The sequence below is a fragment of the Clostridium sp. AF27-2AA genome (genome assembly GCF_003478505.1).
Taxonomy (GTDB): Bacteria; Bacillota; Clostridia; order Lachnospirales; family Lachnospiraceae; genus Brotaphodocola.
Genome location: NZ_QUFI01000003.1, coordinates 41,086 through 67,745, shown reverse-complemented (window position 1 = coordinate 67,745; position 26,660 = coordinate 41,086). Strand labels below are relative to the sequence as shown.

General features: G+C 49.9%; 25 protein-coding genes and 1 pseudogene. 6 read left to right on the top strand and 20 right to left on the bottom strand.

What is annotated here, in order from left to right; translation table 11 throughout:
* Nucleotides 1-14: 14 nt before the first annotated feature.
* From hflX to DWY84_RS02865, 7 genes are all read right to left on the bottom strand, one after another.
* The gene (gene hflX / locus DWY84_RS02895; RefSeq protein WP_118530690.1) at nt 15-1,271 is read right to left on the bottom strand and encodes a GTPase HflX; all 1,257 of its coding nucleotides are present in this window, start codon (nt 1,269-1,271) and stop codon (nt 15-17) included.
* A 15-nt stretch (nt 1,272-1,286) separates the two neighbouring features.
* Nucleotides 1,287-2,036, bottom strand: a complete 750-nt coding sequence (locus tag DWY84_RS02890; RefSeq protein ID WP_118530689.1) for a tetratricopeptide repeat protein — start codon at nt 2,034-2,036, stop codon at nt 1,287-1,289.
* Between the two features lie 5 nt (nt 2,037-2,041).
* A complete protein-coding gene (locus tag DWY84_RS02885) occupies nt 2,042-2,476 on the bottom strand; it encodes a dUTP diphosphatase (protein ID WP_347560753.1) in 435 nt (144 codons plus the stop codon).
* Entirely contained in the window at nt 2,457-3,167 is a 711-nt protein-coding gene (gene scpB / locus DWY84_RS02880; RefSeq protein ID WP_118530686.1) for an SMC-Scp complex subunit ScpB, read from the bottom strand. Before scpB ends, DWY84_RS02885 begins: the two co-directional genes overlap by 20 nt.
* A 5-nt stretch (nt 3,168-3,172) precedes the next feature.
* The gene (locus DWY84_RS02875) at nt 3,173-3,970 is read right to left on the bottom strand and encodes a segregation/condensation protein A (RefSeq protein ID WP_118530685.1); all 798 of its coding nucleotides are present in this window, start codon (nt 3,968-3,970) and stop codon (nt 3,173-3,175) included.
* 159 nt (nt 3,971-4,129) lie between these two features.
* Nucleotides 4,130-5,068, bottom strand: coding sequence for a metallophosphoesterase (locus DWY84_RS02870; protein ID WP_347560748.1), 939 nt, complete (start codon nt 5,066-5,068; stop codon nt 4,130-4,132).
* Nucleotides 5,069-5,108: 40 nt separating this feature from the next.
* Nucleotides 5,109-6,146, bottom strand: a complete 1,038-nt coding sequence (locus DWY84_RS02865; protein ID WP_347560747.1) for a D-alanyl-D-alanine carboxypeptidase family protein — start codon at nt 6,144-6,146, stop codon at nt 5,109-5,111.
* Nucleotides 6,147-6,362: 216 nt separating this feature from the next.
* Here DWY84_RS02865 and DWY84_RS02860 point away from each other — a divergent pair, with 216 nt between their 5' ends.
* On the top strand, nt 6,363-7,208 hold the full coding sequence (locus DWY84_RS02860; protein WP_118530680.1) for a polysaccharide deacetylase family protein: 846 nt from the start codon (nt 6,363-6,365) through the stop codon (nt 7,206-7,208).
* 72 nt (nt 7,209-7,280) lie between these two features.
* On the top strand, nt 7,281-8,474 hold the full coding sequence (locus DWY84_RS02855) for an iron-containing alcohol dehydrogenase (RefSeq protein WP_118530808.1): 1,194 nt from the start codon (nt 7,281-7,283) through the stop codon (nt 8,472-8,474).
* 87 nt (nt 8,475-8,561) lie between these two features.
* Here DWY84_RS02855 and DWY84_RS02850 read toward each other — a convergent pair whose 3' ends face one another.
* The 6 genes from DWY84_RS02850 to DWY84_RS02825 form a co-directional block, all read right to left on the bottom strand.
* Nucleotides 8,562-10,532 (bottom strand): oleate hydratase, encoded by a 1,971-nt coding sequence (locus DWY84_RS02850; RefSeq protein WP_118530678.1) that lies wholly within the window; start codon nt 10,530-10,532, stop codon nt 8,562-8,564.
* A gap of 88 nt (nt 10,533-10,620) precedes the next feature.
* Nucleotides 10,621-11,253, bottom strand: a complete 633-nt coding sequence (locus DWY84_RS02845; protein WP_118530677.1) for a biotin transporter BioY — start codon at nt 11,251-11,253, stop codon at nt 10,621-10,623.
* 159 nt (nt 11,254-11,412) lie between these two features.
* Nucleotides 11,413-12,444, bottom strand: a complete 1,032-nt coding sequence (locus tag DWY84_RS02840; RefSeq protein WP_118530675.1) for a dihydrodipicolinate reductase — start codon at nt 12,442-12,444, stop codon at nt 11,413-11,415.
* A 171-nt stretch (nt 12,445-12,615) separates the two neighbouring features.
* Nucleotides 12,616-13,461: a MerR family transcriptional regulator gene (locus tag DWY84_RS02835; RefSeq protein WP_118530674.1), complete on the bottom strand. Its 846-nt coding sequence runs from the start codon at nt 13,459-13,461 to the stop codon at nt 12,616-12,618.
* 476 nt (nt 13,462-13,937) lie between these two features.
* On the bottom strand, nt 13,938-14,927 hold the full coding sequence (locus DWY84_RS02830; protein ID WP_118530672.1) for a DUF3878 family protein: 990 nt from the start codon (nt 14,925-14,927) through the stop codon (nt 13,938-13,940).
* 2 nt (nt 14,928-14,929) lie between these two features.
* A complete protein-coding gene (locus DWY84_RS02825) occupies nt 14,930-15,970 on the bottom strand; it encodes a transglutaminase domain-containing protein (RefSeq protein WP_118530671.1) in 1,041 nt (346 codons plus the stop codon).
* A 167-nt stretch (nt 15,971-16,137) separates the two neighbouring features.
* Between DWY84_RS02825 and DWY84_RS02820 the strand changes: the two genes are divergently transcribed.
* From DWY84_RS02820 to DWY84_RS02805, 4 genes and pseudogenes are all read left to right on the top strand, one after another.
* A complete protein-coding gene (locus tag DWY84_RS02820; RefSeq protein ID WP_118530670.1) occupies nt 16,138-17,586 on the top strand; it encodes a PLP-dependent aminotransferase family protein in 1,449 nt (482 codons plus the stop codon).
* Nucleotides 17,587-17,749: 163 nt separating this feature from the next.
* Nucleotides 17,750-18,433, top strand: a pseudogene (locus tag DWY84_RS02815) (iron-containing alcohol dehydrogenase); the annotation flags it as partial.
* A 91-nt stretch (nt 18,434-18,524) separates the two neighbouring features.
* On the top strand, nt 18,525-19,148 hold the full coding sequence (locus tag DWY84_RS02810; RefSeq protein ID WP_243024723.1) for an SDR family NAD(P)-dependent oxidoreductase: 624 nt from the start codon (nt 18,525-18,527) through the stop codon (nt 19,146-19,148).
* Between the two features lie 3 nt (nt 19,149-19,151).
* Nucleotides 19,152-19,484, top strand: coding sequence for a hypothetical protein (locus tag DWY84_RS02805; RefSeq protein WP_118530668.1), 333 nt, complete (start codon nt 19,152-19,154; stop codon nt 19,482-19,484).
* A gap of 48 nt (nt 19,485-19,532) precedes the next feature.
* On the opposite strand, the gene DWY84_RS02800 is transcribed toward DWY84_RS02805, so the two are convergent.
* The 7 genes from DWY84_RS02800 to DWY84_RS02770 all read right to left on the bottom strand — a co-directional run bounded on the left by DWY84_RS02800 (nt 19,533) and on the right by DWY84_RS02770 (nt 26,649).
* Entirely contained in the window at nt 19,533-20,234 is a 702-nt protein-coding gene (locus tag DWY84_RS02800; protein ID WP_118530667.1) for a FadR/GntR family transcriptional regulator, read from the bottom strand.
* A gap of 15 nt (nt 20,235-20,249) precedes the next feature.
* Nucleotides 20,250-21,668: an FAD-binding oxidoreductase gene (locus DWY84_RS02795; RefSeq protein ID WP_118530665.1), complete on the bottom strand. Its 1,419-nt coding sequence runs from the start codon at nt 21,666-21,668 to the stop codon at nt 20,250-20,252.
* Nucleotides 21,669-21,715: 47 nt separating this feature from the next.
* Nucleotides 21,716-22,648, bottom strand: coding sequence for an electron transfer flavoprotein subunit alpha/FixB family protein (locus DWY84_RS02790; protein WP_118530664.1), 933 nt, complete (start codon nt 22,646-22,648; stop codon nt 21,716-21,718).
* Nucleotides 22,649-22,662: 14 nt separating this feature from the next.
* Nucleotides 22,663-23,448: an electron transfer flavoprotein subunit beta/FixA family protein gene (locus tag DWY84_RS02785; protein WP_118530663.1), complete on the bottom strand. Its 786-nt coding sequence runs from the start codon at nt 23,446-23,448 to the stop codon at nt 22,663-22,665.
* Nucleotides 23,449-23,521: 73 nt separating this feature from the next.
* The gene (locus tag DWY84_RS02780) at nt 23,522-24,658 is read right to left on the bottom strand and encodes an acyl-CoA dehydrogenase family protein (RefSeq protein WP_118530661.1); all 1,137 of its coding nucleotides are present in this window, start codon (nt 24,656-24,658) and stop codon (nt 23,522-23,524) included.
* A gap of 645 nt (nt 24,659-25,303) precedes the next feature.
* Nucleotides 25,304-25,558 carry a Smr/MutS family protein gene (locus DWY84_RS02775; protein WP_243024722.1) on the bottom strand — a complete coding sequence of 85 codons (255 nt, stop codon included), beginning with the start codon at nt 25,556-25,558 and terminating at the stop codon, nt 25,304-25,306.
* Nucleotides 25,555-26,649 carry a GGDEF domain-containing protein gene (locus DWY84_RS02770; RefSeq protein ID WP_243024721.1) on the bottom strand — a complete coding sequence of 365 codons (1,095 nt, stop codon included), beginning with the start codon at nt 26,647-26,649 and terminating at the stop codon, nt 25,555-25,557. The genes DWY84_RS02775 and DWY84_RS02770 overlap by 4 nt, the downstream gene beginning before the upstream one ends.
* Between the last annotated feature and the right edge of the window lie 11 nt (nt 26,650-26,660).

Sequence of the window (26,660 nt, the reverse complement as noted above, 5' to 3'; positions counted from 1 at the left end):
AACTTACTCTTCTGTTATTTTGTCACAATCAGGCTTCCGAACAGTTCCGCCGGAACATATGCCTTCACTGCAATGCCGTCTGCCTGATACTCCTCGCTCAGCAGCTCACCGTACTTGCGGATTGTCTGGATTTTGCCCGCCTCCTGATAGGGGAACACGCGCTCCAGATACACCTTCTGGCTGCGCAGGATCTGCTCCAGTGTATCCAGAAGTTCCTGTTCGCCTGCTCCGGTCTTTGCGGAAATCTGCACCTGATAGTCGGACTGAAGATCTCTTGGGAACTCACCGTCTTCCTTCTGATCGATCTTATTAAACACGGTGACAATGATCTTGTCCTCCACCTTCAGCTCCCGCAGCGTCTCATACACCACGTGCATCTGCATATCCATATTCGGATTAGAACAGTCCACCACATGCAGGATGATATCACTGTACCTGGCCTCCTCCAGGGTGCTCTTGAAGGCTTCGATCAGATGATGAGGGAGCTTTCGGATAAAACCGACGGTATCCGTCAGCATGATCTGCTGTCCGCTCTCCAGCTCCAGATTGCGGGTGGTGGGATCTAGGGTCGCGAACAGCTTATCCTCTGCCAGAATGCCAGCATCCGTCAGGCGGTTTAAGAGGGTGGATTTACCCGCATTGGTATATCCGACAATGGCTGCTACCGGAGTGTGGGTTTTCTCCCGCTGCTTGCGGATCACATCACGGTGGCGCTTCACTTCTTCCAGCTCGGATTTTAACTGGCCGATACGCTCGTGGATGAGACGGCGGTCCATCTCCAGCTTTTTCTCACCCGGTCCTCTGGTACCAATGCCGCCGCCAAGACGGGAAAGGGAACTCCGAAGGCCTACCAGTCTTGCCGCCCGGTATTTTAACTGGGCCAGCTCAACCTGAATCTTACCCTCACTTGTCGTAGCACGGGACGCGAAAATATCCAGAATGACCATGGTACGATCCATGACCTTGGTATCCAGCGCGTCTTCCAGGTTGCGCAGCTGCGCCGGGGAAAGCTCATCATCGCAAACCACGCCGGTAGCCTGAAGCTCCCAGATGCGCTCCCGCACCTCATCAATTTTTCCTTTTCCAAGATAGGTACCCGGATGAATGCGTTCCCGGTTCTGGATTATCTTGTCCACGGTAACGCCGCCTGCAGTCTTGACCAGCTCTTCCAGCTCATCCAGGGAAGCGCGGGTGTCGTCTTCATCGTCCGTGCTGACGGCAATGAGGATTACCCGCTCCTCAATTTCTTTCATATCAAATAATTCTGCCATAAATGTTTTTTACTCCTAATGGTTGCCCTGACGGGTTTTTAAAAATGCCAGCTCCCGGGCTGCGTTTCCTTCAGCTGTGTATTTCTGGTCGTAGCTTTCCAGAATTTCCAGTGCCTTTTTGTAATCGCCTTTATACTCCCAGGCAACAGCCTGATTGTAGGTCAGCTCTTCGCGGCCCACCTCATCGGCACCTGCCTCAGAGAAACCGGTCTCAATGGTGCTTAAAGCGTCATCATAGTTTCCTGCATTAATCTGGTCTTTTGCGATGCGGCTGTACACCTGACCCTGGATCACGCCAAGACTCTTTGCACGGTCATAATCCCCTGTTTCCAGGAGACAAAGAGCAAGTCCGGCCTTGCAGGTTTCATTGCTGTCATCCTTCGCGTAAAGCGTCTCGTAGGCCGCAAGGGCAGACTGGTAATCTCCGCTGCGGTACTGGGCCTCGGCCCGGTAAAGCATCATCTGGATCTCAAAGGTGCCGATGCGTCCATGGGTCAGCGCAATGGCATCATCAAACGCGGTAACAGCCTGGGCATAGTTCTGGCTTTCCAGGCAGGCCAGCCCCTGCTCTGCGTATTCCTGACGATGTTTCTGAAGCCACGCCTGACGGGCGCCATATGCTCCGCCTCCGGCCAGTAAAACTACTGCCACAAGGGCCGCAATCATCTGACGGCGGCGTCTCCGGCGCTGTCTGCGGCGGCGTGCGATCTGTCTTGCACGGACCGAAGAGTATGCGCGCCGTTCTGTATTTTGTCTGTTTTCCATGCTTTCTACCTTCTTCCGGTACTTCCGATGCCGCCCCGGTCTTCATGGTCCAGGGAATCGGTTTCTTCAAATAAAATAGCCGGCTGGTGTTCCATGATGCGGAACTGGCAGATACGGTCATTCTTGCTGATCTTCGTATCGCGAAGCGCATAGGCCGGGAAAAACCACTGATCATTATCTCCGCAGTAGCTCTCGTCGATGACACCCATATGATTCGTCTGGATAATGCCGAAGTTTTTGTAGGTGCTGCTTCTCGGAACCACATGGGCTTCGTAGCCCTTCGGAAGTTCCATGGCAATTCCAAGCGGCACCAGTTTAAACTCCCCTGCCTTCATCTCAACATCTTCTGCCGCCCGGAGATCGATCCAGTCGGATTTGCCGTCAATATAAGTTAATTTTTCCATGTCATCGTAAAAATATTTAATTCTGATCTTCTGCATCATATGATTCTTCCTCCTCATCACGCTCTTTCAGCACTTCTTCCACAGCCTCAGATACAGATTTCGGTTCGCTGCCGTCTGCATCTTCCTGCGCGCCAAGCTTCATCTGAAGCTCCTCTTCCACTTCCTGGATGATCTCTTCTTCCTGCTCCGGGTTCATAGTAGGAAGATCCACCATGGAGCTGACACCAAACCGGCGCAAAAACTCCTCCGTGGTGGCAAACAGTGCCGGCCGGCCAGGCGCATCCAGTCTTCCCGCTTCATAGACCAGGCCGTATTCCACCAGACGATTCACCGCATGGTCGGAATTGACGCCGCGGATCTTTCCGATTTCCATCTTCGTGACCGGCTGCCGGTAAGCGATGATGGACAGCGTTTCCAAGATCACGTCCGTCAGCACATGTTTTTTCGGTGTGGCAGCTACCCGAATCAGGTTCTCATAATAATCCGCGCAGGTGCACATCTGGTAAGCGTTTTCCAGCTCCAGAATGCGCATGCCACGTTTTTCTTCCTCATATCGTTTCTGCAGATGCAGGACCACACGTTTTGCAATCTCCTCACTCTGCCCGATGGCAACAGCAAGCTGTTTTAATTCCACGGAATTTCCCATGGTAAATAAAACCGCTTCCACGATGGCTTCCCAGTCTTCTGTCCGGTACTGGCCATCGTCTTCATCAAAAAAATCACCCATATATTCTATCCTTCCAGGCCGCTTAAGTCTTCCAGCTCCAGCTCGCCTTCTTCGCCCTCCTGCTCCAGTGTCTCAATCCACATATCATCAAAGGTGTGTTCCTGGGTGAGATGGATCTTGCCGATCTTCATCAGCTCCAGGATAGCCAGAAAGGACACCACCACTTCCAGCTTGTCCCGCTGGCGTTCCAGCATCTGCCGGAAGCTGAATTTGCGGTGTTTTCTGGCGTAATGCATCACATCCATGATTTTCGTTTCCAGACTGATGGGTTCCCGTTTGATGGTTCCGAATTTGCTTCGGATCGGATCGATCTTCTCCTTCTGGCGCCGCATGACAGAATCAAAAATCCGCTGCAGCTTTGCAAGGGTCAGACCATCTAACAGTTTGTCCAGATCCACCGGCGGCTCATATTTCGCAACTTCTTTTGGTACGGTCGGCATTTTGAACAGGACATCTCCCGCTTCCTCTTCCATGTCTGCCAGCTCCTGTGCCATAAGCTTATATTTTTTGTATTCCAGAAGCCTCGCTACCAGCTCTGCTCTCGGGTCTTCCTCCTCGCCTTCCTCTGTCTCCAGATCCGGAAGCAGCATGCGGGACTTGATATCAAGGAGTGTGGCCGCCATAACCAGAAAATCACTGACAATGTTTAGATCTTCTTTTTCCATCTGGTTCACATAGTCCAGATACTGTTTTGTGATTTCTACAATGGGGATATCGTAAATATCTACTTTATTTTTTTCAATCAGATGTAAAAGAAGGTCCAGCGGGCCTTCAAACTTCTCCAGTTTATAAGAAATTGTCATGTTCCGTTCCCAAATACCTCCTGGACCAGCCATTCTTTCATTTCTCTGTCTTTCAGGCAGAAAGACACGTATATTACAGTATAACAAAAAACCCCTGTTCTGTAAATATTGCGTTCACAGGTTATGCGAACATACAAAACAGAGGTTTATCAATCTATCTTACCTATCTTCTTCCGGTTCATCCTGCTTTGGCAGGAGACGTACCACAAGAAGCTGTGGTCGATTACAGAACCGGATATTGATGGAATGGGTGCCAAGCCCCCGTCCCACGATCATATATTTTCCATCTTTTTCAAACTCACCGGCACAGTACGGATGGAAAAACTGATACTGCGGTGTCATCACGCCGCCTACAAAGGGCAGGCGGATGGTCCCTCCGTGGAAATGGCCGGACAATGTCAGATCTGCGCCCCAGTCCGCATACTGCTCAAAATAAAGCGGAGAATGTGCCAGAAGAATCTGAAAACGCGTAGTATCCGCAGGACCCAGATGCCGTTCCAGATAGTCCGTTTTCATGCGGGCCGGGATAAAATCCCGATAACAGGCTGGATCCAGATTCAGGCCGCTGATGCTGATTTCTTCATTTAAATGAACAGAGCGGTCCGAGAGATACGAGATATTCCGTTCTTTTAAGATCCGGCGGAATTCCCGGTACATCTCCCCATAGTTTTGCGACTCTCGTCCAAGACGCTGTTCGTGATTGCCATTTCCATAATAAATGCGATAGGGCTTTCCGGAATTTTCTCCGGTTATCTGCGTCTGCTGCTGACACAGGCCATCCAGAAAACGTCTTGTCACTTCCAGATTTGCTTTTCCGGGTTTCGCAACCATCACATCACCGCCAATCAGAATCACATCCGGCCTGATATTGCGGATTGAGGCAAGCAGTTGCCCGTTGGCCTCTCCAAATTCTTTATCGTGAAGATCTGTCAGAAACACCAGTGTCCTCGGATTACGGATCTTCTCGGAATAAATTGCAGTTTCTTCCACCACAAAATGCCTGCGCTCATACCCGGAGCGGACCAGGCCAACAGCTGCCGCTGCAGCACCTCCGGCCACAACAGCCGACAGGATTTTCATTTCTGTATTCAAACTCACTCAAACCTTTCTGGTTTTCTTCTGACAAGCATACTGATAATCAGATTTTGCCTGCGGCATGCAGCGCAAAACCGTAATCCAGCATCGCCTTCGTATCGGTGTAATGGGTTCCTTTTGCCTTCATGACCACCACAATGAAGCGCACACCGTCCCGTTCTACCGCCGTTACCAGTGTATTGCCTGCTTTGGAAGTATATCCGGTCTTTCCGCCAATGATGCCTTCATAATAGCGGGAATCCGTTTTATACATCATCTTATGTCCCATCGTGATGGTGCGGGCCCCGGCATTTTTGATGGCCGGGAACTCGTAGGACGTGGTGGTATCGATCCTGCGGAACGTATCATTAGCCACCGCCGCCCTAAGGATCAGCGCCATATCATAAGGTGTTGTCTTGTGGTTTTCGTTATTCAGGCCATGCGGGTTCGCAAAATGCGTATTTTTGCAGCCAAGCTCCTTTGCTTTTGTGTTCATCAGATCCGCAAACGCGCTGACGCTGCCCGATACATGCTCTGCCAGTCCATTTCCGATCTCGTTAGCGGATTTTAATAAAAGACCGTACAGGGACTGCTCTACTGTCAGCTGGTCTCCCTCAGATACACCAAGCGCCACCGCGCCGGATTCCAGATTTGTGGTGGCTGTTTTTGAGAAAGTGACGGTATCATTCAGGTTACAATGTTCCAGAACCACCAGAGCCGTCATGACCTTCGTAATGCTGGCCGGATAAAACTGCTGGTCCTGATTCTTGCCATAAAGGACCTCACCGGTAGCAGCGTTTAACAAAACAGCTCCTTCCGCTGCTACCTCAGGCTGTTTGATATCTGCCTCGGCCGCAGCTCCATCTGCTGCCGGAAGCACAACCGGGCGGTCAGAAACCTTACTGTTTCCCGCCGTCACAACATTTCCGGAAGTGCTTTGTCCCGCCTGGGTCTGTGCCGCACTGGTTTCAGCCAGTGCTGAGGTCTCCCCAGGCGCCTTTCCCACGGTTACTGTTCCTGCTGACGCAAATGCGCCGCTGGCCTGAGAAAGGGCCAGCGCAAGCCCCAGGCCCAGAATCTGTATTTTATTTCTATGCTTCATGTAAAATATTCTCCCCATGTTTTCTTATACTTCTTGTGCTATTCCTTAGGCATTATAGCATACATTCGTTTCCTGAAACATGACAACTTTCTTAATCTTGTCATGCTATTTTTGTTACGGGCTGTGGTTTCTGTGCTATAGGAGCTACAACTGATTCTGAAATGCTCATCTCTTCCATAAATATAGAAAGAAGAACTTCTGATCGGAGATGCGTTCATGCCATTTTTTCCGCACCCCAAACGTCGGGTCTGCAAACGACTGGCTGCTGCAGCCACCCTGTTTCTGTGCTCCTTCTTTGCCGGAAATGTTCTGGCCCATACGATTTCCTCATTTTCTTCTCTTTCCACAGATTTCCTGCCGGTCTCAGCTTCCTGTGAAAACTGGGGCCTGAGCTTTCAGCAGGAAGGAAAACCGCCTGTGGCCAACGCTACCTCGGACTACTTAAAACAGTTCCAGGCCCATTACATTGCCGATACCACCGAATCCGTCCTCTACCTCACCTTTGATGCCGGATATGAAAATGGGAACACAGAAGCCATCCTCGATGCCCTGAAAAAGCATCATGCCCCTGCCGCTTTCTTTCTGGTTGGTAATTATCTGGAAACCAGCCCGGATCTGGTAAAACGTATGATGGCAGAAGGCCACACTGTAGGCAACCACACATGGCATCACCCGGATATGTCAAAGATTGCGGACCAGTCCTCTTTTTCAGAAGAGCTTTCGAGGCTGGAGCAGAAATATCAGGAAATCACCGGGCAGACCATGAAAAAATACTACCGCCCGCCCCAGGGAAAATACAGCGAATCGAATCTAAAGATGGCAAAAGAGATGGGCTACCATACCTTTTTCTGGAGCCTCGCCTATGTGGACTGGTACGAAAACAAACAGCCGACCCATGAGGAAGCTTTTAAGAAGCTGCTGGGCCGCATCCACCCCGGAGCCATTGTGCTGCTGCACAGCACCTCAAAAACAAATGGGGAAATTTTAGATGAACTCCTGACAAAATGGGAAGAAATGGGATATCGGTTTGGTTCACTGGATGAAATCGCGGGCAACGCATGAGCCATAATGAATCCGCTGGAATTTTGCGAGCATTCATGTTATGATATTCTTCAGAAAAAGGAGGGATTTATCATGCATGCATTTACATATCATTCTCCAACGGAAATTGTTTTTGGAAAAGACACTCAGCTGCAGCTGGCAGAGCAGATCCGCAAATACGGTGGAAACCGCGTGCTTCTTGTCTACGGAAGCGGAAGCATTGAACGCAGCGGCCTGTTAAACCAGCTTTGCCAGGTACTGACGGAAGCGCAGATTCCCTATGAACTCTTTGGCGGTGCCAAGGCAAACCCAACTCTGGAACATGCCAGAGAAGGCGTAAAGCTGGCTCTGAAATCCAATGCGGATTTTGTGATCGGAGCCGGCGGCGGTTCTGTCATTGACACCGCAAAGGCCATTGCCATCGGCGCCGCAAACGCCCCGACCGACATCTGGGAATTCTGGACCAGAGAAAAAACGCCCCACCACGCGCTTCCGGTTGGTGCTGTTCTCACCATCTCCGCGGCAGGAAGTGAATCCAGTGATTCCGCGGTTCTGACCAATCTCGCAACCGGTGTCAAGCGCGGACTTGGCACGGAGTTAAACCGCCCGCGTTTTGCTATCATGAATCCGGAGCTGACCATGACACTCCCGCCTTATCAGGTGGCTTGCGGCGTAACTGATATCATGATGCACACGATGGACCGGTATTTTAATCCTTTAGAAAACGAACTGACCGATGCTATTGCTGAGGCACTTCTGCGCACCGTCATCGCCCAGGGACGTATTGCTGTAAAGAATCCTGAGGATTATGATTCCATGAGCGAACTGATGTGGGCCGGTTCGCTCTCCCACAATGGCCTGACTGGTCTCGGCGGCATGAAGGATTTTGCGGTACACCAGCTCGGGCATGAACTCTCCGCCATGTTTGACACCGCTCACGGTGCTTCTCTGGCTACCGTCTGGGGTTCCTGGGCGAAGACTGTTTATCAGACAAAACCGTCCCGCTTCGCGCGTTTCGCAAGAAACGTATGGGGTATCGCAGAAGCAGATGATACCAAAGCTGCTCTGTCCGGCATTGATAAAACGGTAGCATTCTTCCGCTCCATCGGCATGCCAGCTTCCCTGGAAGAAAATAAGGATATCGGGGTCCAGGATGATGGAATCCTCCGCGATCTCGCATACCGCTGCACTTACCACCGCACCAGGACGATTGGAACCTTCCAGCTTCTGGGAGAAGAAACGATTTACCAGATTTATAAAGCAGCAAACCACGCAGAAAAATTCTAAATAAAAACCTGCTTCTGTTAAAGTGAATGCCGGGCGGCACCATTTTGAGTGCTCGCCCGGCATTCATATTACTTCACAATATTAATTTCAGATCATCCCGTCGCGGATCACATCATGATCCCGCAGGACTTTCTCAATCACCGTTCCCTTTAATTTCTTTAAAAGCGGCTTCTTTAACATATTAAGTGGTCCCGGAAGCTCCATCTCAAGCGGAGACTTGCCGTCCATCAGTTTGACTGTGCTGTCTAAGAGATTCCGAATATCGTAGACGCTTCCCCATACCTCCGGTACGCCGCGGTCTACGCCCAGCAGGCCATATACAGACTCCATGGCAGTGCGGACAGAGTATTCGGTGGTAAAGATGGTGTCGCGCGGGGTTTCGGCAAACTGGCCCAGGAACGCGAAGTTTACACAGCCATCCGGGATCACGTCCGGACGATCGCCTTTTCTTCTCGGCATGAAGAATGCGGTGATATATGGCATCATGGTCGGCACGCAGACTGCGTGATTCTCTGCCAGCTCATCGATTTCCTCTACCGGAACTCCCAGATGATACAGCCACTCTGCAGTGATTTCCTTACCGGTACACTCCTTCATCGGCTTTTTGATGTAGTCGCCCGGCACATCGGTGAAGAGGCTGTATACCCAGACACATACTTCTTCCTTTTTCTGGGTTTTGAACTGCCCCTGGCGGTTAATGGTCCAGCTTAAGAGCCATTTGGAATCCTGACAGCTGACAATACCACCGGTTACCACGCGGCCGCTTCGCGGATCACGTTTGCAGATCTTCTGGATATAGGAAATGATCTTGTCATCCGACGTTGTGACGGTCGCGGACTCCCAGTTAGTTTTTTCGATATTGGTGCAGAATTTCTCCGGATGTCCGAAGGACTCATGCTGCTTTGCAATGTTTTTCCAGAGCTCCCAGCAGCCGCTGACGCGCTTCTCCGCGCCTCCCACCGGAGCGTGGTTCTGATCGCCGTAGATGGTGCCCTCGGTACAGCTTCCGTTGGTGACAAATACCAGATCCTTCTCCGTTAACGGAATCTCAGTCTCCATGCCATTTACGGTGCAGACGATCTTCTTCGCAGTCTTCTTCGCGCCCTCAATATCGAACAGTACGTTGGTCACGCGGGTGTTGAACTGGAACTGCACGCCTGCGTCCTCCAGGTATCTCTGCATCGGCAGGATCAGGGAATCATACTGATTGTATTTGGTGAACTTCAGCGCGGAGAAATCCGGAAGTCCGCCAATGTGATGGATAAATCGCTGGAAATACAGCTTCATCTCCAGGGCGCTGTGCCAGGTCTCAAAAGCGAACATGGTGCGCCAGTACAGCCAGAAGGTGGAACCGAAGACTTCGTCATCGAACACATCCTCAATCGTCTTGTCATACAGATCTTCGTCACGGGTGAAGAACAGCTTCATGATCTCCATGCAGCCCTTTTGGCTTAAGTTGAACTTACCATCCGTATGGGCATCCTCACCGCGGTTTTTCGTGGCACGGCAGAGGGAATAGTTCGGATCGTGCTTATTCAGCCAGTAATACTCATCCAGCACGGAAGCCCCCGGTGTCTCCAGGGATGGGATGCTGTGGAACAGATCCCACAGGCACTCAAAATGGTCTTCCATCTCACGGCCGCCGCGCATTACATAGCCGCGAAGCGGATCCTCAATACCGTCGCAGGCACCACCTGCAATATCCATAGCCTCCAGAATATGGATATGCTCACCCTTCATCTGGCCGTCGCGTACTAAAAAGCAGGCCGCTGCCAGAGCCGCCAGGCCGCTTCCCACGATATAGGCGGATTTCTCATCTACACCCTCCGGCTTCTCCGGACGCGCGAATGCCTCGTAGTTGCCGTTGGAATAGTAAATGCCCTTGCTGTTTTTGGCCTGCCTGCCGCGTTCGGTGTTGCGGAACTCTTTCAGTTCCTTCTCACGCTGTGCTTTTGTTTCCGGATTTCCGGATTTCATGCCGCTCTTTTTCATCAGCATGCTTCCGGCACCTGCGACAAGAAGCGTTGCCGCTCCAAGTTTTGCCAGTTTTTTGTTCATGATATTCTTCTCCTTCTTTCCTGCAAAACATAAACCTATAGAAATGTATGGTTTTCTGTATAGTATTCCCGGACGTTTCTGGCCTTATTCAGGCCTTGAGCGCCGCCGAAACCGCCGGTCTTAACCGTCCCGCCAGCATAACCGCCAATGCGCAGAGCATCAGGTCCGGCAGCATGGTCGGCAGACAGTAGACACCAAAGATCACGCCAATTCCCACCGGTGTCTGGGATGCCAGCAGATGTGTGATCATATAAAAATAGAGAATTCCCATTCCGTAGTAGATCACAAATCCAGCCAGCGTGGTAAAAAACCAGGTAACGGATTTCGTCGGCCGGAGCTTTTCACATAAAAAACCAATAGCCCATGCCGCCAGGGCAAAGCCCAGCAGAAATCCAAAGGTTGGCCGCAGCAGATAAGCCGGACCGCCTCCCCGGGCAAAAACCGGGAAACCGATCAGGCCGGTGATCAGGTAAACGGCAACGCTCCGGAATGCCCGGCGGGATCCAAGAAGCAGCCCTGCCAACAGCACAAACAGCCACTGCAGGGTAAAATTCATGGTATCCGCTCCCACCGGGATCACAATCTTCATAAAAGCTCCCACCGCAGTCAATGCCGCAAATAAGCCACAGACCGCCACGTCCTGTGTGATACTCCGGGACGCGCCGCGGGCCGTATCGGGCTCTGACGGCTGGCGGCGTAACAGTAAAATTTTATGTTTCATTTGCGTTTTCATTCCTTTTGTAAATATTCACGAACCATTATAACTGTTTTCTGCGGATTAGACAAGAAAAAAGCCGGAACGTTCAAATATATGAACGCTCCAGCCTTCTTATATTATCTTATAGGACGGGAATCTGTCTGTCCGGTTCCGTGGCAATGCTTACTTATTTAAATAAAACTCCATCGGATAGGTCGGGTATGCAATTTCCTCTAACTGATCCATTGTAACCAGTCCTGCCGGTGCGCGAAGCACTGCCGGAATACGGTTTACAATGGTAGCGCAGGTATGTTCTACGGTTGCCGGTTTTACAACGTGGAACTCGGTATCCGGCTCGCCAGTAATCTTCCAGTCACACATATCTCCATCGTCCGGTCCGTATACCTTACCGATACACTGGGTCTCAATGACCGGTCCCTGGAAGGTTTCGGTAGTTACAACTGCTGCCATGCCAATGCAGTTGCCCTTCGGGATGGTGTCACCCATGGTGGAGGAATACAGGTCACTGTCGTGGAAATATGGAACACATTTCTGGGTCTGGCTCTTGATGGTCCAGCCCATCTTGGAAGCCAGTGCCTCATTGGAGTTCCATACATAGGACGGCTCAATTTCTTCCGGATGTGCGATCTGCTTTTCAAACTCTTCCGGTGTCAGGCCAACACCATGGGCCTTTGCCAGCGCCAGTCCATAATCTTCTACGTTATAACTGACTGCGCCCTCAATCTTGGTGATCTTATGACAGCCGCCTGCTACCATACCAACCATATTTACCCAGAAAATATCTTCCATACCGCTTCCCACAAAGGTACAGCCGTTCTCTTTCGCTGTTACATCCAGAATGTTGGCACGTACGGCATCGGTCGTCCAACAGTAGGTTGCCTCCTCACAGGTGGTGATGACACTGATACCGCGTTCCAGGCACTTCATATAATGATCAAAGCAGTCGCTTACCAGGCTGAACAGGGTTACCACTGCAATATCGGCATCACACTCGTCCAGAACCTTGTCTGCGTCGTTGCTGATAAGAATGCCGGTTTTTACACCAAGTCCTGCGTAATCACCTACATCCATGCCCAGGATTGCCGGATTGGTGTCAATTGCGCCTACGATTTGGCATCCGGTTTCATAAAGATAACGAAGAATATATTTGCTCATTTTACCACATCCGTACTGAACCACTTTAATTTTTTCCATAGAAAAGCCTCCTTCTTGATGGGTCCGGCCGCCTGTTTTTGTTTCCTGTCGGGCCTTCCGTTTGTTATTTATTTATCATGGTTTCAGTATAAAGGATGATGTAACTTGAGGGTCAAGTAAGCAGAATGACCAATTTTGCAATAGCAATTTGTACACTTTTCATTCCCGTTTTTATACATCCGAGAAGCGCACTGGCACCTGCAGTCGCAGAAACATAGAACGTTTCCGGGTATCAAATACGTTGAATTCCGTCAGGGTCTCACAGATATAGTCTCCGGCAATCTCATACTTCTGCTCTTCACAATATGATAAAAGTTTGACAGCATAGTCCTTTTCTTCGTTAAAATCATCCAGATACACACAGGCATACATACCGCTTTCTATGGTTTCCAGTTCCTGCTTCAGCGGAAAATGCTCATCCACAAACACAAAAATCTTATGGGAGACAAAGCTCCTTTGCAATAAATTCTCTTTTTTCAACACGGTCCCGGCATTGCAGTAATAAACCGGCGGAACCCCATGCTCTGTCAGGCGCATTTTCAGCTGTTTCAGGATCAGCTCATAGGTATCAATATCGTGATCATAAAAGTTGATGTCTGTATCGATGCCGTAAATTTTCCGATTTGGAATATACTCCAGAGTAAAGGTACCCCGCCGTGGGGATTTGCTGTAACGCTCAATGCTGTCTATGGCCCGGTCAATGGCATCCCACTGAATCTTCATCTGCTCGATCTGATGGATAGTCTGCTCCCGTTTGCGGATCAGTACCGCTTCAATCTTGCGCAGATCCTCCGAAGCCAGTACTTCCTCAATTTCTTTCAGTTCCATTCCCAGTTCCTTCATATACTGAATCATGTCCAGCCGTGCATTCTGGCGCACATCGTAATAGCGGTAACGGGTCTGCGGATCCGTGTAACAGGGCTGCAGGATTCCAATTGAGTCATAAAACCTTAAAGTTGGAACAGAAATGTTGTTGATCCTGGCCATCTGGCCGATGCTTAGGTATTTGTAGTCCATATCCATCCTCCTGATCTGACATTTTCTATCAATAAGCAGCTTTTAAAACCTTTTTCCAACAGTGAAGATTCTCTTTTCCATACAGCAAAAACTCTCATCTAAGATGAGAGTTTTCACACAAATCTTTCTAAAATTATAACTCAGCCGGAAACAATAATCAAGAACGGACGGATTCCTTTTTGGTCCCGGACTCCATCCAGGTCCACAGACGGTACATTAGAAATCCCCAGATCAAGAACAGGATGATCAGTACCGGCATGGATACCGGACTCTGATAATGGCTTCCATTCACCAGAGACGCAAATCCCGGATATCCGCATAGTAATATGCTCCAGCGCCAAAATCCAGCTGTTCCAACAGGCCAAATCCATTTTTCATAATTTTCGGGTGTTTTCAGATAAAGCCACGATAGATCTGATAGAAGAAGAGCCGGGACTCTGTTAAAAGTCCCGGCTCCTGCCAGATTTCACAGTTAATTAGAGACATGTCGACGCACTGTCCTTATGTTTCATTTTTTCATAAGTAAAAGTCCTGATTTCTGTTTTCCGGTTTAAGAATCCCGGCATCCAGATCATCAGATGAGCTTTAAAATCCAGCGTATCACTGGCATGAACGAAAGGCTCCTCCCGAAGGACCACCGACTGGATTCCTTTTTCCGCAAGTGCCTGCTGGCCTGCTTTTGCTGCTTTCATAATCAGGGCATACCTGGCATCCCGCTCCGGCCCAAAGCTCCGGCACGGATGGACGGATGCAGCCTGCTTCAGTTTCTCTGTCAGCAGATCCACAGTCTTTGCATGTTTCTTCCGGTGCAGAAGCGCCGCGATATACTTTGTCATCCACCGGCCGGAATGTTTTTCGTAAAACTCCAACGCACGAAGCAAGGAGATATCTCCGGCTTCTTTTGCCAGATCGATCATAACCTCCAGAGCCTCCGGTGCCAGATCCCATCCATCATCCCGGTCAGGCAGATACTGTGATGGCACGGAAGGGTAACTGGTAAAATTAAGCGGTGGGAACTTCGCGAGCCACGCAAGCTTTTGCTCCAGTTCTCCGCAGTAGTCCTCTCCCATATATTCAAACTTATCCCATAAAATGGCAATACGGTACTCCAGCTGCCTTAAGTATTCATAACCCTTTACCCAGAAATGACCAATCTCACCATAATTATAAAGTTCATATTCCACTTCCAGTGTTTCAAAAAAGATTGTAAAGACATTGTGTCCCTGATGCACCACCAGGGACGAGCGCTTCTCGCTCCGGTCCAGGCGTGTCCCCAGTTCTCCACTGTAATCCGGCAGATACTCTCCCGTAATCCGCGCATTCCGAAAGGTCAGAAAACATTCCACGGCATCATTCATCAGATACACCAGGCGGATGTCCTGAGGCGTGTGAAACCCGTTTTCACTCTCCAGAAGCTCAAACTGATTCTGCTCTCCCAGTATTTCCAGCATTCGATATACATTCATAACTATTCCTGTTCTCCCTCGTTGGCTTCTTCCATATTTACATCCGGTTCCAGAGCCGGTGCCGGTTCTTCCGTATAGCGAACCCGCAGGACCGCCTGAGACCAGTTCAAACTTACGTGGGGTGTTTTGCCCCGCTCCTTTCCTGCTTCCGCGATCTGCTCCAACAGTTCTTCCAGAACCTGCTTCGTCAGATAACCGCCCCGCCAGTGAAACGTAAGCAGCTTTCCTTTCTTCGCAGCCTGCAGCGCCCGTTTCTTTACATCCTCCTGCTTTGTAAAGGACAGCTTCTTTTCTTTATAATAGAAGTGATCGCCATTGGCACAGGACGGTGCCGGGGCAATGAGTGGCTCGTGATCCCGAAAAATATTTTTGTCATCCAGATTAAAGTAGTCATAGCGGATTTCCGCACCGGTCACGCTGCATTTTCCAAGACTGTTGTCAAAGGTGGCATCCAGATGATAAAACTGGCCGTCAATGCGGACAATGTTCCAGGTATGCCGGTATTTGATACCCTTCTCCGGATTATTGCCGCAGATGGCAATCATGCACCAGATTCCAAGAGCATCGCACAGCACCTTCACCGCTTTGGCAATGCCTTCACAAACTCCCACGCCCTGCCCTAACGGGCCAATAATCTCGTGGGAATAGGCCTTCTTTAATTTATCATAGCGGACATTCTCACAGATAAAATCATGAATGTATTTTTCTTTCTCCCACTCGGAAAGCGTTTTGGCAGGCCGTGCCAGTTTTTCCACCCGGGATGCCATGGCCTTCTGATGTTCCCGGACCTTGCTTTTATCAAACAGATATTCCGGCTTCATAATGAGATTGGGAGAATCCTGGTAGTGGAGGAAATGAAATCCCGATGCCCAGAACAGCTTCGGATGATCCAGTCTCAGCAGCAAAAATACCTCAGAAAGTTCCTTTGCGTCTAAGAGCGGCAGCTGAATGCTGTCGGTAAGCTCTGTGAGACCGGCAAGCATGCTGCGGTAAGCCGCCTGTTTCGGTTTTGTCATGTGATCATAGTAATACGCTACAGCCATGTTGTCTCCACTTCCTTCATTTTCTTATCAGGAAACATTATATCATTATTTTCTGCTTTCCGCACCGAATTTCAAAAACATATCTGTAAATACTGACAAATCGGTAAAACGTGTTATAATTGGAGATAAAACGATATCAGATTACAGTTAAGCGAGGGTACCAGATTATGTTGATTTATGACTTTTCCAGGCGGGTGGGACATCCCCTCTACGAATATCTTTATCACTGCCTGAAGGAAGACATCTTAAGCGGGCGTATTCCGGCAGGTACTAAGCTGCCATCCAAACGGGAGCTGGCAGCAGACAACCAGATCAGTGTGCGCACGGTCATGAACGCCTATGACCAGCTCCTGACGGAGGGCTATATCACCGCTGAGGAGAAACGCTGTTACTTTGCCGCCAAGCTGGAAACCGCACCGGAACGCTCCTCTTTTTCCGCCTGCTCCGTATCTACGCCGGACCGGACCGCCGCCCGCACCTTTGCTTCCGAAGACCTTGAACCGCTTTACAAAGAAGATACCTGGTATGCGGACTTTACCTCCAATAATACCATCTATGAGAAATTTCCCTTCTCCCTCTGGCGCAAGACCATGCGGGAGGTTTTGAGCGAATACGAGCTGGAGCTGGTACAGCGGGCACATTTCCTCGGTGTGCCGCCGCTGCGAAAGGCTATTGCGGATTATCTCTACCGCTCCCGCGGGATGAGTGTTTCACCGGAATGCATTGTCATCGGCGCCAGCATCGAATATCTCTATGAAAAGCTCATCAAGCTTTTGCCGGAGCGCTCCGTCTATGGTGCGGAAAATCCCGGATACCGGAAGATTCCGCGCATTTATGAGGAATTCGGGCTTCCATGGAAAAGCATTGAAATGGATGAATCCGGCATCAGCATGGACAGCCTGCGGGAAAGCGGCGCAAATATCGTCCATGTTTCCCCGGAGCACCACTATCCGCTTGGGACTGTCACGACCGCCGGGCGGCGCCAGGAGCTGCTCTCCTGGGCGGCAGAGGCCGCAGACCGCTACATCATCGAGGACGATTATGACTGCGAGTTCCGCTACTCCACCAAAAGCATTCCTGCCCTGCAGAGCATGGATCTAAGCCACCGGGTCATCTACATGAACACCTTCAGCAAGAGCCTGGCCCCGGCTATCCGCATCAGCTATATGGTGCTTCCAAGGAAGCTGATGGAGCACTATATCGCGCGTGCCAACTTTTACTCGAATTCCGCATCCAGCTGCGAGCAGTATGCCCTGGCGCGGTTTATTGAAAACGGCTCCTTCGAGCGGCATCTGAGCCGCCTGAAAAAGTACTACCGTCTGGAGGGCGAGAGGCTTTTGCGCATCATCAAGCAGAGCAGCCTCATTCCTGCCTCCTGTATCACCGGAGGAAGCTGCGGTACCCATCTTCTGGTATACCTGGATACCTCACTGACGGATGTGGAGACCCGCTGGGCAGCCAGAAGCAAAGGCATCAACCTTGCCTGTCTCTCAGAGTTCTGTACAGAAATCCATCCGGAATACGAGCATGTACTGGTCTTAAACTACTGCGATCTGGATGAGAGGACGCTGGCAGAGACCGTGCGGAGACTGGGCAATATCTTTATCCAGTGGTAGGCACCGGCAGTTTGCCGAGCCGGAAATCCAGCCTCACGGCACTGTTATCTGGTATCTGAATATTTTTTTGTTCTGGTCGTTTTGTTAGTACCAAATCATTGCTATGATGTTGCCATGTCAGACACACAGGAACGGCATAAGGGCCCCCACCCAAACAGTCAGCCGCCATGTCAAAATGGCCATCGTTGACTGGCGCGTCACTCCGCAGATCGCGATCAATGATCCGAAGTTAATGGTGGGCATGCCTCCGTCACTGACCGCCGCAACCGGTATGGATGCTTTAACTCATGCCATTGAGGCATATGTTTCCACCGACGCGAATCCGCTGACCGATGCCGCTGCTCTCATGGCTATCACCATGATCACCCAGTATCTGCCAAAGGCTGTCGCAAACGGCACCTACATAAAGGCCCGTGACAAGATGGCTTACGGCCAGTACCTGGCAGGTATCGCATTCAACAACGCTTCCCTTGGTTATGTACATGCCATGGCTCACCAGTTAGGCGGCTTCTACAACCTGCCTCACGGCGTCTGCAACGCGATCCTGCTGCCCCATGTAGAGGAATTCAACCTGATCGGCAACGCAAACCGCTTCCGCGATATCGCAAAGGCCACGGGCGAGAACATTGACGGTCTCTCCACCATGGACGCTGCAAGAAAAGCCATTGCTGCCATCCGTCAGATTTCCGAACAGGTTGGCATCCCGAAGAATCTGCGCGAGCTTGGTGTCAAGGAAGAAGACTTCGGCATCATGGCAGAAAACGCCATGAAGGATGTCTGCCAGCTCACCAACCCGAGAAAAGCAACCAAAGAGCAGGTAATCGGCATCTTCAAAGCTGCTTACTAAGACATTTTTGCTAAATATCATTTCCAATCCTCAACATTCGCAAGCCTGGCCTCCAGCCGGGCTTTGCGATGTTGTAACAAAAGTATCACCCATGGGCGTATACGCTGTTATCGGCGGCTCTCACGGAATCGGAGCCAAAACTGTAGAATTACTGAAAAAAGAAGGTCATGAGGTCATCAACATCGATCTGTTAAAAGGGGACATCACCGCAGATCTGGTGACCCTGGAGGGACGCCAGAAGGTCATCGACGAGCTGCACGCCATGCATCCAGAGGGGCTGGACGGCCTCATCTTAAGTGCTGCCGTGTCCGGTGCCTGCGGAAGTCTCACCAAGATCATTTCCTTAAATTATTTCGGCGCAGTCTCTGTGATCAAGGGCACCTATGACCTTCTGGAGAAAAAGCACGGAAGCTGTGTTGCTGTCTCCTCCAACGTCATCTCCCAGGGCATTGCCCGCATGGACATTGCAGACCTCTTAAATAACTGTGGAGATGACGGCCACCATGTCCCACAGTGCCAAAGCTTCCTTAAACGCCCTGCCGATCCCGACCCGGTACGGGCAGGAAACCTTCATGGATCCGAAAGAGATTGCTCTTGCCATTGTTTTTCTGGCTTCCGAAAAAGCCTGCGGCATCAACGGCATCGTGATGTTTGTGGACGGCGGTACGGATGCGCTCTTAAATACGGAAAAAGTTTACTAAAAGGGGGATTCTGACAGATGCTGCCAATTGAAAAATATATCGATGCGATTGAAAATAAAGATTATGAAGGACTGGGAAACCTTTTTACCAAAGACGGCCACTACTGCGACTACTGTGCCAACGGCACACCCCAGCATGACTACCATCTATATGGAAAAGAAGCCATCTCCATGTTTTTCCGGAACAAATTTCTCTGCCGCCAGTATTCCATTCTGGAACCGACGGTGCTAAGCCTCTCCCAGGCAGAGTTCATTGCGTGTTTCGGAGGTTACCATGTGATGGCGATCGGGACACTGCAGCAGTTATCTGCAGACGGACATATCCGGCGATTAACCGTACGCCCCAAATAGAAACGGAGGAACTGCCGCAAAGCAGCTCCCCCGCAAGTTCTTATATGATCAGGATTCGATCAGCTTCTCCAGGTGCTTGCGCACCACGGTAAAATGCTTCTTTAACGCTTTCGCGCCCGCTGCCTCATCCCGGGCCGCCAGCGCTTCATAAATGTCCCAGTGCGCTTTCCTGAGCACCGCGGCACGCCGCCGGTCGGAAAGGATCGACGTTCTTAAATCCTTCACAAACAGCTTTAACAGATCTTCCATCTGATCTACATAGAAGATCATCAGCTGGTTGTGGGACATCTCCATTAAAATTTTGTGAAATTCCACATCCAGAGCCGCGCTGTCCTGAGCACTCATGGGCTGGTCCATCTTTTCCAGTACTTCTTTCATCCGAGCCAGTTCTTCCGGCTTTGCGCCTTCCATAGCCGCCGCAAGGGCTGTCTGCTCAAATCCGCAGCGCATCTCAAATACTTCCGTATGATTGATATGCTGCAGCACCATAGTCAGGGACATCAGCCTGGTCATGTATTCCCTAGTGTTACAGCGGACATAATTTCCGCTTCCCTGAATGCACTCGATCAGCCCCATCATCTCGAGAACATGAAGCGCTTCTCTCGCTGAATTGCGGCTGACCTTTAAGGTTTCCGACAGGGCACGCTCCGTCGGGACCTTATCATTCAGGCGGAGATTGCCTGAGGTAATCTCCGCCGTAAAATAATCAAATACCCGTTCGTATGCTTTCTGGCTGTTTTTCTCTTCCAAGTAAATTCCATCCTCCTACAGACGATAGCAGACCTTTCCAGGATTTAAGATCATCTTCGGATCAAACACACGCTTGATGCCTTCCATGAGAGCCATGTTGGTCTCACCGACAGAATCTACCAGATATTTAATCTTGCCGGAACCGATTCCGTGCTCACCGGATACCAGGCCGCCACAGCTGGCAGCTTCCTTATAAATAATCTCAAAGAATTTGTCGACACGGGACTTAAACTCTTCCTCCTCCAGATCGTTAGAGCACTGGTAGATGTGAAGGTTTCCATCACCTGCGTGGCCGAAGGACTTAATCACAAGTCCGCATTCTTCACCGGTCTTATTGACAAAATCCAGGTAATCTGCAATCTTATTGACCGGAACTACAACGTCGCACTCATCAAGCAGCTTTGTCTCATGCATGATTGCTTCCAGGAAGGAAGAACGTGCTGCCCAGGCGTCCTTGATCTTGGCCGGGGTATCTGCAACCAGGACATCCATAGCGCCTGCGTCCAGAACCAGCTCTGCCATCTGCTCCAGCATAGTGTCCAGATCATCCTGGCTGGCTGCATCCAGGGTTACCAGAAGGTAAGCGCCAATCTGCTGTCCCTCAAGCTCCTGCGGGAATACGCTGCGGCCAATATAACGTTCAGAGCTTAATACAATCTCACGCTCCATGAACTCGATTGCCTGCGGATTTAAGCCGGACATTTTAATCTTCGGCACGGAGGAAAGCGCGGTATTTAAGTCCTCAAACGGAATGATAAGGGATGCCACAACCTTCGGTGCCGGAATAATCTTTAAGGTCAGCTCGGTAATGATACCCAGAGTTCCCTCGGAACCAATCATTAAGTTTAACAGGGAATATCCGGAAGAAGTCTTGGATACGGTAGCTCCCAGGTGGGTGATCTCGCCGGTCGGCAGAACCACGGTCATGGCACGCACATAATCACGGGTTGCGCCATATTTTACAGCTCTCATACCGCCTGCGTTGGTGGATACGTTGCCGCCTACACAGGCAAACTTTTCACCCGGATCCGGCGGATACATCATGCCCTTGCTTAAGCAGTCATTGGCCAGATCGTTTAAGAGCACGCCGCTCTCAATCTCTACTACAAAGTTCTCCAGATCATAGTTTAAGATCCGGTTCATTTTGGAGGTATCGATGAGGACGCCGCCCAGTAACGGAACCGCGCCGCCTGCAAGACCGGTACCTGCGCCTCTCGGGGTTACCGGGATGGTGTTTTCATAGCAGATCTTCATGACTGCGGCGACTTCCTCTGTGGAAGTCGGCTGCACGACCAGGTCTGGCATATGGGTGCCGTAGATTGGCATCTCGTCTCTTGCGAAATCCACATTGATATCGTCTCCAACGAGAACATGCTCAGATACTGCCTGAATCTGGGCAATGATTTCCGAAGTCAGCTGATTATATTTTTCCATTGTAATTCCTCCTCATATTATAAGGGTAAGCGCACCAATCATCAAGTTTATTTCCGTGCTTTGATTTCCTCAATCAGCAGCGGAAGAATTTCTTTGACATCTCCCACAATGCCTACATCCGCAATATCGAAAATGGAAGCAGCCTCATCTTTGTTGATGGCTACGATATATTTGGATCCCATGATACCGGATACATGCTGCATGGCTCCGGATACACCACAGGCGATGTACAGCTTCGGCGCAACAATCTTGCCAGACTGTCCTACCTGGTGGGCACGGGATGCCCAGCCTTCCTCGATGGCCGGACGGGAAGCGCCAACGACACCACCGAGCAGTGCTGCCAGTTCTTCTACCAACTTAAAGTTTTCTGCGTCGCCCATGCCGCGGCCGCCGGTTACGATGACATCGGCACCTTCCAGGTCAACAGCTTCAGCGATCTCTTTCGCTGCGTCAACAACTTTTGCTTTCAGGGCATCGGCATCCACCGGTGCCTCTTTCTCTTCTACGCTGCCCTCTGCAGCCTCCGGCTTTGTGAAGCTTCCGCTGCGGACAGTTGCGAACTGTACCGGGCCGGATACTGCCAGGCGCTCCAGAACGGTTCCGCCGTAGGCCGGGCGTACAAATTCCAGTCCATTCTCACCCTGCTCAATGACGGTCACATCGGTTACGCATCCTGCGCCGAAACGCTGTGCCAGACGCGGTGCCAGGTCTTTTCCAAGCTGAGTGCCGGAAAACAGAACCAACTCCGGCTGAACTTCTTTGATATAACTCTCCAGAGCTGCAGTCTGCGCGTCCTCAGATGCGTCTCCGGTCTTTAATACGATAACTTTTGCGCCAAGAGCTGCTGCCTTCTCTGCTGCGTCTTTATCTTCTACCGCAACAGCATAGGTCTCTCCCAGCTCCTTTGCGCCAGTCAGAAGCTCCAGGCTTCCCTGTACCGGGGTTCCTTCTTTTGTCTCAACATATACCAGTACTTTCATCTGCGGTCTCCTCCTTACAATGCCTTATCCTGAAGCATTTTTTCCATTGCCTTGCGGACAGCTTCCGCTGCTTCTTTTTCCTTGATGCGAACGCCTGCGGTTCTCTTCGGCGGCTCACTGTAACCCTTTAAGGATACTTTCGCTTCTGCTGCGGAAACCTCTGCGTCTGCTGCGGAGAATACCGGAACAACAGCTTTTCTGGCTGCCAGCTTTGCCTTGATATTTGGATAACGCGGATCGTAGGACGGTTTTGCGATGGTGAAGACTGCCGGCTGTGCCACGCTGTAGCGGATGTAGCCTTCCTCGGTCTCCTGCTTTGCCACAAGGCTCTCATCCTGGGGTTCTACCTCGATCACGCTGGATACGAAGCCGATTCCCAGGATCTCTGCGAGACGGGCACCTACCTGGCCGCTGATCTCATCGGTGGATTCCTTGCCACAGAGGATCATGCCGTAAGGCTGACCGTTCTCTGCCTCACATTTCTTCACTACCTTTGCCAGATATGCTGCAGTAGCACCCTCGTCAGCACCTGCAAATACATCGTCTTTGAATAAGTATGCTTTCTTTGCACCTACTGCCAGCAGGTTTTTCATCATGCTGGTGCAGTCCTCAGTGCCAATGGCTGCCACGGTAACCTCACCGCCATTTGCCTCAGTATAGCGTGCTGCAAGCTCCAGTGCGTAAGTATCAAACGCATTGGTTACCTTTTCTATATCCTTTACTGCCGGTACGCCAGCCCCGTCCAGATGGATCTCTACGCTGTCATCCGGAACCTGTTTTACAAATACCAGAATATCCATATTCTATATCCTCCTACTATGTCTTTCCTCCGGGCCGGTCCGACCGACCTGTGTAGGAAACGTTTTTTCTATCTTACTTTCCGATTACGGCTCTGCCGACTACCATACGCTGGATCTCATTGGTTCCCTCAAAGATCTGGAAGATCTTCGCGTCACGCATCAGCTTCTCTACCGGATACTCACGGCTGTAACCGTAGCCGCCCAGAATCTGTACCGCGTCGATTGCAGTCTGCATGACAGAATCACCGGTAAAGCATTTTGCTGCTGCGGATTCTTTGCTGAACGGAAGTCCCATATCTGCCAGACGGATGGAATGCGCGATCAGCTGTCTGGATGCCTCGGTACGGATCTCCATATCAGCGATCTTAAACTGGATTGCCTGATTCTTGCAGATCGGCTTGCCGAACTGCACACGCTGTTTGGAGTAAGCTACGGCCTCATCAATACATCTCTGGGCTACGCCGACACCGATGACTGCACACCAGGTACGTGCCAGATCCAGGGTTTTCATGGCAGTAATGAATCCGGTTCCTTCCTCACCCAGACGGTTCTCTGCCGGAATTCTCACATCCTCCAGGATCACATCACTGGTGGTGGAGCAGCGGATACCCATTTTATTCTCATGATTGCCAACGCTTAAGCCCGGGGTTCCCTTGTATACCAGGAAAGCGGAAATGCCTTTGGTTCCCTGATCCTTTGCGGTCATGGCGGTCACTACAAAGAAATCTGCCACGCTGGCATTGGTGATAAAGCATTTTCTTCCGTTTAATACATACTCATCACCCTCACGGACTGCAGTGGTCTTTCCAGCGCCTGCGTCACATCCGGCATTCGGCTCAGTCAGCGCGAAAGAACCAAAACCGCCATTGATGATGATATCGCAGCATTTCTTTTTCTGTTCTTCATTGCCTGCCAGAAGCACCGGCTTTAATGCCAGTCCGTTGCCGTTTAAGGTAACTGCCACACCGGCATCTGCCCAGGCGATCTGCTCTACGATGGCTGCCTGATCCATATGATCCAGTCCCAGTCCGCCGTACTCTTCCGGCACATCCATCATATGAAGCTGCATCTCGATGGCCTGGTCGTAAATCTCCTTTGGCCACTCACCGGAAATATCATACTCTTTTACCTGCTCTTTTACTTCGTTTACACAGAAATCACGGACATCCTTTAAAAGCTCCTTGCCATCCTCAGAAATAATGTAACTCATATTCTAATTCCTCCCTTTCAGAAATTGTTGCCTTGTTGATTTTGATAAAGCTGCGCTGAGGGATCAGATCCAGCAGAAACATGAAAACATAGAAACACCTCCCAAATTTACTAAACCAATATCATCATTTGCCAAACCATTCCGTAAATCTGAGATTGAAATTTCGTTACGTTTTTGATGCCTCAGCGGTCATTTTCGATAATCAGATTATATTTAGACTGTCAATTTTGTTCAATATGTAACTTTTACAAGAAAATCGCACTGTTTTTGGGCGTAATTTTCTTAACAAAGTGCAATTGGTTGATTCATTTCAAAATAACGAAAAGATACTGACAGAAAATCAGAAAAATGCGCAAATTACATCACTGCAGTGTAAACATGTCAATATAAACATATTTTTATGTCTGTTAAAACTCGGATTCTACCTCCCCAATTATCTTTTATTTCGTTATTATTTTGACAACTGCTTCATGCCAACCATTTTTCTCTACGTCCCTTGTACACTTGTCGACAAGTGCACAAGGTTTTTGTACGAATTTTCTCCGCTCACTTCTGCCCCATTTTTATAGGTAAAAATGACGAAAATGAAAAAAGCGGCGGCCGCGAAATGAATTTCATTCCACAACCACCGCTCTTATTCTATTTTTATAATTCCCGCAAAATCAGTTCCGTAATTCCTTCATTTGCGCCCATTGTGATGCGCCTTACCTTCGGCTCCCGGCCATAACTGAACTCTTCCCGGATAGCCGAGCGAATACGGGTGCCACCATTATAGCCGTGAATGACTCGAATCTTATACACCGCAGAGCCGGCCTGATCCACTTGTTTCTGGATAGCCGCAACTGCCTCCTCTGTGCGCATTCCATGCACATCAAACTCAATAATGGGGCTGTTCATCATCTGCATTTTCTCTCCTTGTGTTCCTTTTTATCCTCGTACATTTTCTGGTCAGCCCGGATCTTCGTGTCACGAATGCATTCATTTTCCATAAGTTCGGCGCTTCCATAAGAGACAAACGGCAGAATCGACACTACTTTTCTGCGTTTTTCCATCAGCCATAAAAGCTTTTCCTTACAGAGTTCTTCCTTTTCCAATTCCTGCAAAAGCACACAGAATTCGTCACCTCCAATGCGGTAACAGTTTCCATAACTGCTGTATGCCTGCTTCAGACATCTGGCAATCTCTTTCAGACACCGATCCCCTGCCAAATGACCATAAGTATCATTGACGTATTTAAAATCATCCAGATCCAGCACGATCAGCATACGATCCTCCGGGCGAAGATTCAAGGTACGGTTGATATAGCTTTTTTGACTGAGAAGTCCTGTCAGTCCATCCAGCTGGTTCCACATCTCATTGCAGTACAGAAAATACAGAACTGCAATCAATGTTACGCAAAGCCAGGTAATATGTATCTCTGGAATCAAAATCTGAACCAGTGTTCCTGCTGCGAGAAATCCGGCAAGCCCATAAATCAGTTCTCTTCCACGATTCTGAAAGTTTCGAGCCATTTCCAGCGAACAGAACATCAAATAGGCGATTCCAGCATAGTACATAACCATGTAAATCTGAAATCCATTCTGCCTGGAATAATGATTTGCTTCATCTACTGCAAATACCAGGCCTCCGGTAAATATGGATACTGTCAAGAGCAGAAAATACAAAATTTCCATCACTGCAGCAACTTTCAAGCCTGCCGAAATGCGGTCAGAAGATTGCAATGTATAAATAAGGCAGACTGGAACTGCAGGTGTCAGGCCAAATCCAAGATAATTCGAAAGAATATTCAGCCAGCGCAGCCAGACCGGACCATCATTCACCAATACCGAAATCATCTCCAGAATCGAGATACATCCAATCAGAATAAACGTAATCTGGAATCCCCTTGCCTGTCTGGGTTTCAGGTTTTCGCTCAAATGAATCAGAACGCACATAAAAAGCAGAACAAAAAGATTGATGGCCGTCAGAATAAAAAAGTATAAGTCCGTCATGTCACTTCTCC

Excerpts from the sequence above, each read along its gene's own strand:
- hflX (WP_118530690.1), bottom strand. The coding sequence starts at position 1,271 with ATGGCAGAATTATTTGATATGAAAGAAATTGAGGAGCGGGTAATCCTC.
- DWY84_RS02890 (WP_118530689.1), bottom strand. The coding sequence starts at position 2,036 with ATGGAAAACAGACAAAATACAGAACGGCGCGCATACTCTTCGGTCCGT.
- DWY84_RS02885 (WP_347560753.1), bottom strand. The coding sequence starts at position 2,476 with ATGCAGAAGATCAGAATTAAATATTTTTACGATGACATGGAAAAATTA.
- scpB (WP_118530686.1), bottom strand. The coding sequence starts at position 3,167 with ATGGGTGATTTTTTTGATGAAGACGATGGCCAGTACCGGACAGAAGAC.
- DWY84_RS02875 (WP_118530685.1), bottom strand. The coding sequence starts at position 3,970 with ATGACAATTTCTTATAAACTGGAGAAGTTTGAAGGCCCGCTGGACCTT.
- DWY84_RS02865 (WP_347560747.1), bottom strand. The coding sequence starts at position 6,146 with ATGAAGCATAGAAATAAAATACAGATTCTGGGCCTGGGGCTTGCGCTG.
- DWY84_RS02860 (WP_118530680.1), top strand. The coding sequence starts at position 6,363 with ATGCCATTTTTTCCGCACCCCAAACGTCGGGTCTGCAAACGACTGGCT.
- DWY84_RS02855 (WP_118530808.1), top strand. The coding sequence starts at position 7,281 with ATGCATGCATTTACATATCATTCTCCAACGGAAATTGTTTTTGGAAAA.
- DWY84_RS02850 (WP_118530678.1), bottom strand. The coding sequence starts at position 10,532 with ATGAACAAAAAACTGGCAAAACTTGGAGCGGCAACGCTTCTTGTCGCA.
- DWY84_RS02845 (WP_118530677.1), bottom strand. The coding sequence starts at position 11,253 with ATGAAACATAAAATTTTACTGTTACGCCGCCAGCCGTCAGAGCCCGAT.
- DWY84_RS02840 (WP_118530675.1), bottom strand. The coding sequence starts at position 12,444 with ATGGAAAAAATTAAAGTGGTTCAGTACGGATGTGGTAAAATGAGCAAA.
- DWY84_RS02835 (WP_118530674.1), bottom strand. The coding sequence starts at position 13,461 with ATGGACTACAAATACCTAAGCATCGGCCAGATGGCCAGGATCAACAAC.
- DWY84_RS02830 (WP_118530672.1), bottom strand. The coding sequence starts at position 14,927 with ATGAATGTATATCGAATGCTGGAAATACTGGGAGAGCAGAATCAGTTT.
- DWY84_RS02825 (WP_118530671.1), bottom strand. The coding sequence starts at position 15,970 with ATGGCTGTAGCGTATTACTATGATCACATGACAAAACCGAAACAGGCG.
- DWY84_RS02820 (WP_118530670.1), top strand. The coding sequence starts at position 16,138 with ATGTTGATTTATGACTTTTCCAGGCGGGTGGGACATCCCCTCTACGAA.
- DWY84_RS02810 (WP_243024723.1), top strand. The coding sequence starts at position 18,525 with ATGGGCGTATACGCTGTTATCGGCGGCTCTCACGGAATCGGAGCCAAA.
- DWY84_RS02805 (WP_118530668.1), top strand. The coding sequence starts at position 19,152 with ATGCTGCCAATTGAAAAATATATCGATGCGATTGAAAATAAAGATTAT.
- DWY84_RS02795 (WP_118530665.1), bottom strand. The coding sequence starts at position 21,668 with ATGGAAAAATATAATCAGCTGACTTCGGAAATCATTGCCCAGATTCAG.
- DWY84_RS02790 (WP_118530664.1), bottom strand. The coding sequence starts at position 22,648 with ATGAAAGTACTGGTATATGTTGAGACAAAAGAAGGAACCCCGGTACAG.
- DWY84_RS02785 (WP_118530663.1), bottom strand. The coding sequence starts at position 23,448 with ATGGATATTCTGGTATTTGTAAAACAGGTTCCGGATGACAGCGTAGAG.
- DWY84_RS02780 (WP_118530661.1), bottom strand. The coding sequence starts at position 24,658 with ATGAGTTACATTATTTCTGAGGATGGCAAGGAGCTTTTAAAGGATGTC.
- DWY84_RS02775 (WP_243024722.1), bottom strand. The coding sequence starts at position 25,558 with ATGATGAACAGCCCCATTATTGAGTTTGATGTGCATGGAATGCGCACA.
- DWY84_RS02770 (WP_243024721.1), bottom strand. The coding sequence starts at position 26,649 with ATGACGGACTTATACTTTTTTATTCTGACGGCCATCAATCTTTTTGTT.